At 57.5% G+C, this 8,146-nt stretch carries 7 protein-coding genes and 1 tRNA gene; 3 read left to right on the forward strand and 5 right to left on the reverse strand.

The genetic code is table 11. From position 1 onward, the window contains the following. Positions 1 to 26 precede the first annotated feature (26 nt). Positions 27 to 542, reverse strand: a complete 516-nt coding sequence (locus tag AC1RQB_RS19905; RefSeq protein ID WP_063342835.1) for a hypothetical protein — start codon at positions 540 to 542, stop codon at positions 27 to 29. A 321-nt stretch (positions 543 to 863) separates the two neighbouring features. Between AC1RQB_RS19905 and mgtE the strand changes: the two genes are divergently transcribed. Continuing rightward, positions 864 to 2,306: a magnesium transporter gene (gene mgtE / locus AC1RQB_RS19910; protein WP_008071822.1), complete on the forward strand. Its 1,443-nt coding sequence runs from the start codon at positions 864 to 866 to the stop codon at positions 2,304 to 2,306. A gap of 198 nt (positions 2,307 to 2,504) precedes the next feature. On the opposite strand, the gene AC1RQB_RS19915 is transcribed toward mgtE, so the two are convergent. Beyond that, entirely contained in the window at positions 2,505 to 2,831 is a 327-nt protein-coding gene (locus AC1RQB_RS19915) for an Arc family DNA-binding protein (protein ID WP_003178899.1), read from the reverse strand. A gap of 387 nt (positions 2,832 to 3,218) precedes the next feature. On the opposite strand from AC1RQB_RS19915, the gene phnN reads away from it, so the two are divergent. Continuing rightward, positions 3,219 to 3,791, forward strand: coding sequence for a phosphonate metabolism protein/1,5-bisphosphokinase (PRPP-forming) PhnN (phnN, locus tag AC1RQB_RS19920; RefSeq protein WP_063343929.1), 573 nt, complete (start codon positions 3,219 to 3,221; stop codon positions 3,789 to 3,791). On the opposite strand, the gene AC1RQB_RS19925 is transcribed toward phnN, so the two are convergent. Both AC1RQB_RS19925 and AC1RQB_RS19930 read right to left on the reverse strand, forming a co-directional pair. After that, the gene (locus tag AC1RQB_RS19925) at positions 3,766 to 3,945 is read right to left on the reverse strand and encodes a PA3371 family protein (RefSeq protein ID WP_063342836.1); all 180 of its coding nucleotides are present in this window, start codon (positions 3,943 to 3,945) and stop codon (positions 3,766 to 3,768) included. The genes phnN and AC1RQB_RS19925 overlap by 26 nt on opposite strands. Positions 3,946 to 3,968: 23 nt before the next feature. Then, positions 3,969 to 4,202 carry a hypothetical protein gene (locus tag AC1RQB_RS19930; protein WP_063342837.1) on the reverse strand — a complete coding sequence of 78 codons (234 nt, stop codon included), beginning with the start codon at positions 4,200 to 4,202 and terminating at the stop codon, positions 3,969 to 3,971. A 292-nt stretch (positions 4,203 to 4,494) separates the two neighbouring features. On the opposite strand from AC1RQB_RS19930, the gene AC1RQB_RS19935 reads away from it, so the two are divergent. Continuing rightward, positions 4,495 to 4,571 (forward strand) — tRNA-Arg (locus AC1RQB_RS19935). An 83-nt stretch (positions 4,572 to 4,654) separates the two neighbouring features. On the opposite strand, the gene AC1RQB_RS19940 is transcribed toward AC1RQB_RS19935, so the two are convergent. Next, positions 4,655 to 8,146 (reverse strand): beta strand repeat-containing protein (locus tag AC1RQB_RS19940; protein ID WP_493095012.1); only part of this gene is annotated, 3,492 nt, incomplete at its 5' end.

The following is an 8,146-nucleotide window of genomic DNA, read 5'->3' on the forward strand; positions in this document are numbered from 1 at the left end:
GGCACCAAACAACAAAAAGCCCGCGTTTAACGCGGGCTTTTTGCCGTCTGCGATTTGGCTTTTCCTTTGGTGCAACCTTTCTCGTCGAACTCGATGTTTGCACTGCGACCTCGCTTGTTGTCGTAGCGGTAGCTCATGGTTGAATTGCGGGTGCTGATCTTGTCGGGCTTACCAAGGGCGCTTTCGACCTCCTGCTGAGTCATGCCGGCAACGACCCGCTGATTGATGATCGCTATGCGGCGTTCCTTCGCGCTGAGCAGATCTCCACATTTGCCTTCGGATTGACCGACGACCGTCGGCTCTCTTCTTTGCAATTTCTTACCTGATGTTTCGCGAGACTCTGCCTCTGGCATCAGGGGCGTCACGCTGCCTGGCAGAAACGTGCGTACGTCGTGTGCTGAGAGGCTTTCTCCTGTCGTACAGCTCAAGGTTGTGAAGGTGATGTGCCCATTGGCGGCTTCGCACCGGTGAACGGTCGTTGCGAGCACTTGGGGCGGCAGGCAGAGCAGGGCGGCAAGCAAATAATGAGCAATCGATGGCATTCGACGTCCTCCATGACAGTCTTCATCAAGGGTAGTCATTACATTTTCAGGCGGCGGTGTGTTTTCTTTTCAGGATGAGTCGTCGCAGTTTGATGGATCAGGATGGCGCTCAGGTTTGTCTCGCAAGCACTTGTTTCAGCCGCGATTTTTTAACGTTTAAAACCGTCAGGCGGTGTTATCATTGCGCCCGTCAGCCCCGCCGGGGCTTGTGGAATACCTCCATGGACTTACCCAGTAGTTACTCAGTATCCCGTTTTTACAATCATGTATTGACTGATTGATCCTTCCGGCGTGCCCCGCTGCTGGGAGTGGAGTTCGCCTATGTCTGAAGCTGAAGTAAAGAAAACGCAGGAAAGCTTGCAGGACCGCCTCGCTCAAGTCGTTGAGCTGCTGCAGCGCCAGCGAGTGGTCGAAGACCTGACTCATCGCCAGGAAGGTCCGCATCACGACCGGGTCGAGAACCTGGTTCACCGGCAAAACCTTGTCGAGTTGCAACGCAAACTCGATGATCTGCACTCCGCCGACGTTGCCTACATCCTTGAAGCCTTGCCGCTGGACGATCGCCTGACAGTCTGGCAATTGGTCAAGGCTGATCGCGACGGCGACATTCTGCTCGAAGTATCCGATTCGGTTCGTGAAACCCTGATCGCCGACATGGACGATCACGAGCTCTTGGCGGCAGCCAAGGACATGGATGCCGACGAACTCGCTGACCTGGCCTCCGAGCTGCCGCGAGACGTCGTCCACGAGCTGATGGAAACCCTCGATAATCAACAGCGTGAGCGCGTCCGCTCCGCGTTGTCCTATGACGAGGAGCAGGTCGGTGCGCTGATGGACTTCGAGATGGTGACTATCCGTGAGGATGTCAGTCTCGAAGTGGTTTTGCGTTACCTGCGTCGTCTCAAAGAACTGCCAAGCCACACCGACAAACTGTTCGTGGTCGATTACGACGGCGTGCTCAAGGGTGTGTTGCCGATCAAGCGTCTGCTGGTCAACGACCCGGAAAAGCAGGTGTCGGAAGTCATGGCCAGCGACCCGGTGAGTTTTCATCCGGATGAAGATGCTTACGAGGCAGCGCAAGCATTCGAACGTTATGACTTGATCTCGGCGCCGGTAGTCGACAAGAACGGCAAGCTGATCGGTCGTCTGACCATCGATGAAATGGTCGACCTGATTCGTGAAGAGAGCGAAAACGAAGTTCTCAACATGGCGGGTCTGCGTGAAGAAGAAGATATTTTCGCATCAGTCTGGAAGTCCCTGCGCAACCGTTGGGCCTGGCTGGCGATAAACCTGATCACAGCGTTCATTGCATCCCGGGTGATCGGCCTGTTCGAAGGATCCATCGAGAAACTGGTAGCACTCGCGGCATTGATGCCGATCGTTGCCGGTATCGGTGGCAACTCGGGTAACCAGACAATCACCATGATCGTTCGGGCCATGGCGCTGGACCAGGTCAGTACCGGCAATACGTCGCGGCTGATGCGCAAGGAGTTGGCGGTTGGCCTGATCAATGGTCTGGTCTGGGGCGGCGTGATTGGTGTGGTGGCCTATTTGCTTTATGGCAGTTGGTCCCTGGGCGTGGTGATGACCGCCGCCATGACGCTTAATTTGCTGCTTGCGGCGTTGATGGGGGTTTTGATTCCGATGACCCTGGCGCGGCTTGGGCGCGACCCGGCAATGGGTGCCAGTGTGATGATCACTGCCATGACCGACAGCGGTGGCTTTTTCATCTTCCTCGGGCTGGCGACGATTTTCCTGCTTTGACGTCCAGCTTCAAAAAACAACCCGCCTGAGCAAGCCGCTTTTCGTAGGAGCCAGGCTTGCCGGCGAAAGCGCTCTTAAGGACGCCTTCGCCGGCAAGCTTGGCTCCTACAAGTCTCGGCCGAATCGGCGGGTTTTTTTTAGCCAAATTTCAGGCAAAAAAAAGCCAGCAATTACGCTGGCTTGAGCTTTCGGGATGAATCAGGAAGCGTCTGCGGCCATTTCGGCGTCATGGGCGATCAGCGAAACCAGAGCGTTTTGCTGACGGTGGGAGAGTTGGCGGAAGCGTTGCAGCAGTTCGCGTTCATGCAATGACAACTCGGGGCTGTCCAGGCGCATGCTCAATTCTTCACCCAACGCGCCTTCCTGAATAAGACTCTGCTCAAGGCGCGCGATGATTTCGGAGTTCATGCTGCGATGATGATTGCGAGCCACCTCGGCAATGCGTTCACGCATTCCGTCTGGCAGACGTACGACGAACTTGTCAGCCGTACGGCTGGAATAAATTGCCTGTTTCAATGGGCGCATATATTTAACCGGTTAGTTCAGGGGAGCGGTTCTCGGGATAGGCCGCAGGATGTCAGATAGGACAAGCACTCCGGCCAAATGTTCAACCTGAATTGATAGAGGCGCGCATCATGCCTCAAATTAGCCAGATCATTGGCGTCAATTCTGTGACAAATATTGATCTGGGTAAAGGCTTAATGCCAGCACCTATGACCAGAAATGCGGACTGGTTTGAAAATAATCCATGAGTCCGTATCGCTGAACCGCGTCCTCTTGCCCGACAGGTGATGCCCGAAGACGCCTGAAGGTGCATGCTATGCGGATTCGATCCTTGTTCCTTACCTTATACAGGATAGTGGCAAATGGCCGATTTACTAGTCTGGGCGTATGGCGCGGGATGATTTCAGGATGGGTGGCAGGCTAATTTATTTAATGGGGCCTTCGGGATCCGGCAAGGACAGCCTTATCGAAGCCGCTCGCGAGCCGCTGCGCGCACGCAATTGTGAAGTCGTGCGTCGCGTTATCACACGCTCGGCGGAATCGGTGGGTGAAGACGCCATCGAGGTGTCCCGCGAAGAGTTCGAACAACGCAGGGCCGAAGGAGATTTTGCGCTGTCGTGGCAGGCCAATGGGCTCAATTACGGTATTCCTGTGCGCGTAGACCAATGGCTCGCGGACGGTCGCGATGTGTTGATCAACGGTTCGCGCGGGCACCTGGCAGAAGCGCAACAGCGCTATCCCACGCTATTACCGGTGCTATTGACGGTCAAGGATGAAGCCCTGCGCGAGCGCCTTTTACGGCGGGGGCGTGAGAGCCCGGCAGAAATTGAAGCAAGACTGCGCCGTAATGCGCTGTTTACGGTAGATGAGTCAATCGATGGTATGCAGATCTGTCAACTCGATAACTCCGGCAACCTTACTGTAACTGTCGCCAATCTTCTGGAGCTGCTGAACCTCAGCGCAAAACCGGATCGAACTTGATCTTGCGCCCGGCGATCAGCGCCAGCACGAACAGCGCACCGAACACGGCGCAAGCAATCAGGGGCAGGGTGACGACCGTGTCCCCGACCAATGACAAATGAAGGATGCCACTCAGTAAGGCGAGGACGAAAAATCCTGCGGCTGATTTAGACATGCTGTGCTCCTGATGGGGTGATTTCAAAATACCAAGCGTTCGAAAGACTGTGTGCGCAACTGAATAGTCTCTTGGCTCACCTCTTGGCTGACAAAACCGCGTTGATCGCTCATGACTGCCAACTGCGGTGTTTTTTGCAGTTGCAGGTAATGGGGGATGCGTTGAGCAATCGTCGCAACGTCGTTTTCGGGGAAGAAATGAAAACCCACCAGAACCGCCAAAGCGACCGCGTTTGCGACTAACAGAGCGCTGTTCATGGGGCTGACCTCCTGTGTTCTGTGAGAACAGCCGAAGCAGCCTGCATGCCAAAAGTCTAACGGCTATTAAATCCTTTAAAAACAACGAATTAAGATATTTTTTAAAAATGCCCACATTGCATTTTGCAATGATGGCATTTTGCGGTGATGCAATTTGCACGGTAAACAAAGCCACGCTCTCGTGAGGCGTCTGCCTACACTTAAAAAGCCCTACGGACGACATGACAAAAGCGGGCCTGCCCGTTAACATGCACGCCGTCCATCGCTGCGCATTTCTTTGCGGGCGACTTGTGTCTCAGTAGCTCAATTGGATAGAGCATCCCCCTCCTAAGGGGAAGGTTGGCAGTTCGAACCTGCCCTGGGACACCACCTATTTGAAAGCCCCACGCAGAGTGATCTGGTGGGGCTTTTTTGTGGCTGTCTGCAGCGGTGGATTCGTCTCCAGCCCAACATCAAGCCGTCAACGTATGGTCAGCCTCCCCAAACCAGGTGCGCACCAGATCGGTACCGCTTGTGCCCGTGTTGGCAAGGACCGCCACATCGGCGAAGTTCGTACCATTGGCTGCCCCGTCGGCATCCACCTTCACGGTGATGTCGCTGCCTGATTGCGCCAGTTGGACGAAGTCGGACGCCTGGCTGATACCGCTAACGAAGTTGGCGCTGAGCAGGGCAGAGAGGTCGAGTGCGTCGCCTTCGGCGAAGTTGTAGTCGAGGATGGTGTCCCCGCCTTCCGCCGCGTTGAGATAGGCGAACATATCGGCTCCCGCGCCACCGCTGAGCGTGTCCTCCCCACCACGACCCGCCAGGATGTCGTTGCCGTCGCCGCCACTGAGTACGTCTGCCGCCATGCTGCCCACGAGTGTGCCACTGGATGCTCCGTTGTAACTGACTTGGGTACCGGCCTCGCCGTCGGTGACCTGGAAGTCCTCCACTGTGTAGTGCCCTAGCAGGTTCACCTCGGCCCGGTGCATGCCGTCGTCCACCGTCAGCAGGCCGCCGCTGCCAGAGGCGTTGGTGCTGTAGCTGAGCTGGGTGTTGGCGCCGAAGGCGAGATCGCCGAAGGTCAGCATGTCATCGCTTTCCAGACCGAGGATGCCGACCAAGGAACCCGCCGCTTCGGCCTGTGCGATTACCAGTGTGCCCGCGCCGTCGCCGTGGAAGGCGACGGACCCGTGTGCTGCGCCGGAAAAGGTCAGGGTCGCGTCGCCGTCGATGGTGGCGCTGCCGTTGCCCATCACGTCGGCCAGCAGGCGCATGTCGCCACCGTTGGCCCATAAGTGACCGGAGTTTTCGACCGCACTGGCTACCGTCATTCCGCCTGCGCCCGTGGATTCCAGCACGCCGCTGTTGGTGATGGTGTGGGTGCCGGTGTCGAGCACCAGGCTGTTCAATCCGCTGGCCAGGATCAGGCCTGCATTGACCAATACCAACTGCCCGGCGCCCAACTGGCCGGCACCGGAAATGCGGTTGTCGACGTTGGTCAGCACGGTGTCGGCACTGCCACCGAAAATCACGTTCTGCGCGCTGTCGGATAGCAATACCTGGCCGCCACCGGTCAAGGTCGCACCGCGGAACAGAATCTCAAGATTGGTCTCGCTGCCGGTGGAGCCGAGTTCGATGGTGCCGCTGTTATGAATGCTGCCACCGAACGGCATGATCGCGCCGTCGGCAATGGTGAGGGTACCGGTATTGGTCATGACCGGGTCCACATCGAACTGGAAGTTCGCTTCGCTCAAGTCAGCGGCATCCACCCCTTTGAGGGTGACTGACTGGCCGGAGCCGATGCTGACCAGGGCATTGCCGTTGGCGTCGTTAGTGATGCTCAAGTCAGCAAAACCGGTGACGCCCGCGAAGCCGATCAGGTCGATTTTGTCTGCCGTGACGTCGAAACTGTAGATCTGGTTGTTGCCGATCGGCTGGGCGAAAACGAAAGTGTCGGCACCGGACGAGCCAGACAGGTTGTCGTCAGCGGACAAGGCGAAGATTGGCGCGTCGGGTGCATAGACTTCGATGTTGTTGAACACATAAGCGCTACCGTCGCTGCCGTCACTATTGCTCCAGCACATATTGACATCAAGCACCAACGCTCCCGCGAAGTCGCTTGGGGTTGTCACCGTCAATGCGCCAGGATCACTGGTCTGCACGGTCCAGGTGCCATCGCCGTTGTCGGTTCCCGCATTGAATATCCATCCCGAGGGAACACCACTGATTGAAACCGTTATCGGGCCGCTGATATCGCTCGACGGAGTAGTGAGGGCTAGATTGATAGGTTCGCCGGCAACGCCTGCCGGAAGGTTTGCACTGCTTCCGGCAGCACCCGCATTACCCGCCAGGTCGGTATAGCTGTTCGCTGTAACGTCGACTTTCACGCTACCGATCAGCGTTCTAGTCAGCGTCGCCGTATAGGTATCGCCGTCTACCTGCGTGAAGTTACTCCAGGTTCCGCGAGGGGTTGGTCCTGATGCACTCACCGTGACGTCCGAAAGGCTGAAACCGATCACTGCCTCACTGAACTGGAATGTGACTGTCGACGTTGAAGGGGAAGGGGTGATCACATTCCCTAAGGCTGTCCCCGTCACTGTCACAGTCGGCGCCACGGTATCAACCGGAGTCTCAACTACGTTCTGCACGTTTACCGTAATTGTCTGCGTGTCGGTTCCGCCATTACCGTCCGCCACCAGAACGTCCACAACATAGGCATTGTCACCATCAGCACCACCGACATCCTGGGCATTCTCGTAATCCGGCGCCGAATTGAACGTCAGCACCCCGCTTGAACTGATCGAGAACTTGCTGAAGTCCGTCCCGGCCGTATTCAGGATCGAGTAGCTCAGGGTTTGCGCCGGAAGATCAGCATCGGTCGCCGTCACTGTCGTGACCGCCGTGGTGTTCTCCGCCACGTTGACCGAAGCCGTCGCACCACCACCGTTGGAGGTGATCACCGGGGAGTTATCGTTGACCCCCGTCACGGTCACCGCGATCGCCTGGTCGTCAAACAACGTGCCGTCCGATGCCCGCACAATCACGTCATAGACGTTGTTCGTTCCCGAATCAGTCGGTGCCTCAAAGTTGGGCGCAGAGATAAAGCTCAGCGCGCCTGTGCCTGAAACGATCGAGAACTTCGCGGCATCCGCTCCGCCGACGATGCTGTAGCTCAGTGTTTGTGCCGGAAGATCAACGTCGGTTGCTACCACCGTTGTAACTGCCGTGGTGTTCTCCGCCACGCTGACCGAAGCCGTCGTATCACCGCCGTTGGAGGTGATCGTCGGCGAGTCGTTGCTGCCGTTGATGGTCACCGTCACCGCAGTCGCGGTGCCGTCGGCGCTAAGTACCGTGAAGGTGTCGGTCAGGCTGTCGCTGACATTGAGTGCGTCGAAGGCCGAGTTGGCGGTATAGCTCCAGTTACCCGCGGCATCGATGGCGAAGGTTCCGTTGGCGCCGGCGGTAGCGGATTGGGCCTGGAAGGTTTCCGGGCTGTCGATGTCGCTAACGGTGAGACTGCCGCCGGTGGTGAGTGGGGCATTGGTTTCGGTCAGCGTGACGCTGGCCGAGGACAACACCGCAGCATCATTGGTGCCGAGGATATGCACGGTGACCGAAGTGAGGGTGCCGTCGGCACTGCTCACGACGAAGGTGTCGGTGTAGGTGGTGTCGGCGACGAACTCGTTGTGGGCGCTATTGGCGACATAACTCCAGGCACCATTAGTGCCGATGGAGAACTGGCCGTAGCTGCCGGCGGTGTTGGGTTGGGCGACGAAGGTCGCGGCGCTGTCGACATCGCTGATGGTCAGGGTGCCGTTGGTGGTCAGCGGGGCATTGGTTTCGGTGAGGTTAGCGATGTCGGCGGACAACACCGCAGCGTCGTTGGTGCCGAGGATATGCACGGTGACCGAAGTGAGGGTGCCGTCGGCACTGCTCACGACGAAGGTGTCGGTGTAGGTGGT

This window comes from Pseudomonas sp. GW822-FHT02E03, assembly GCF_058802325.1.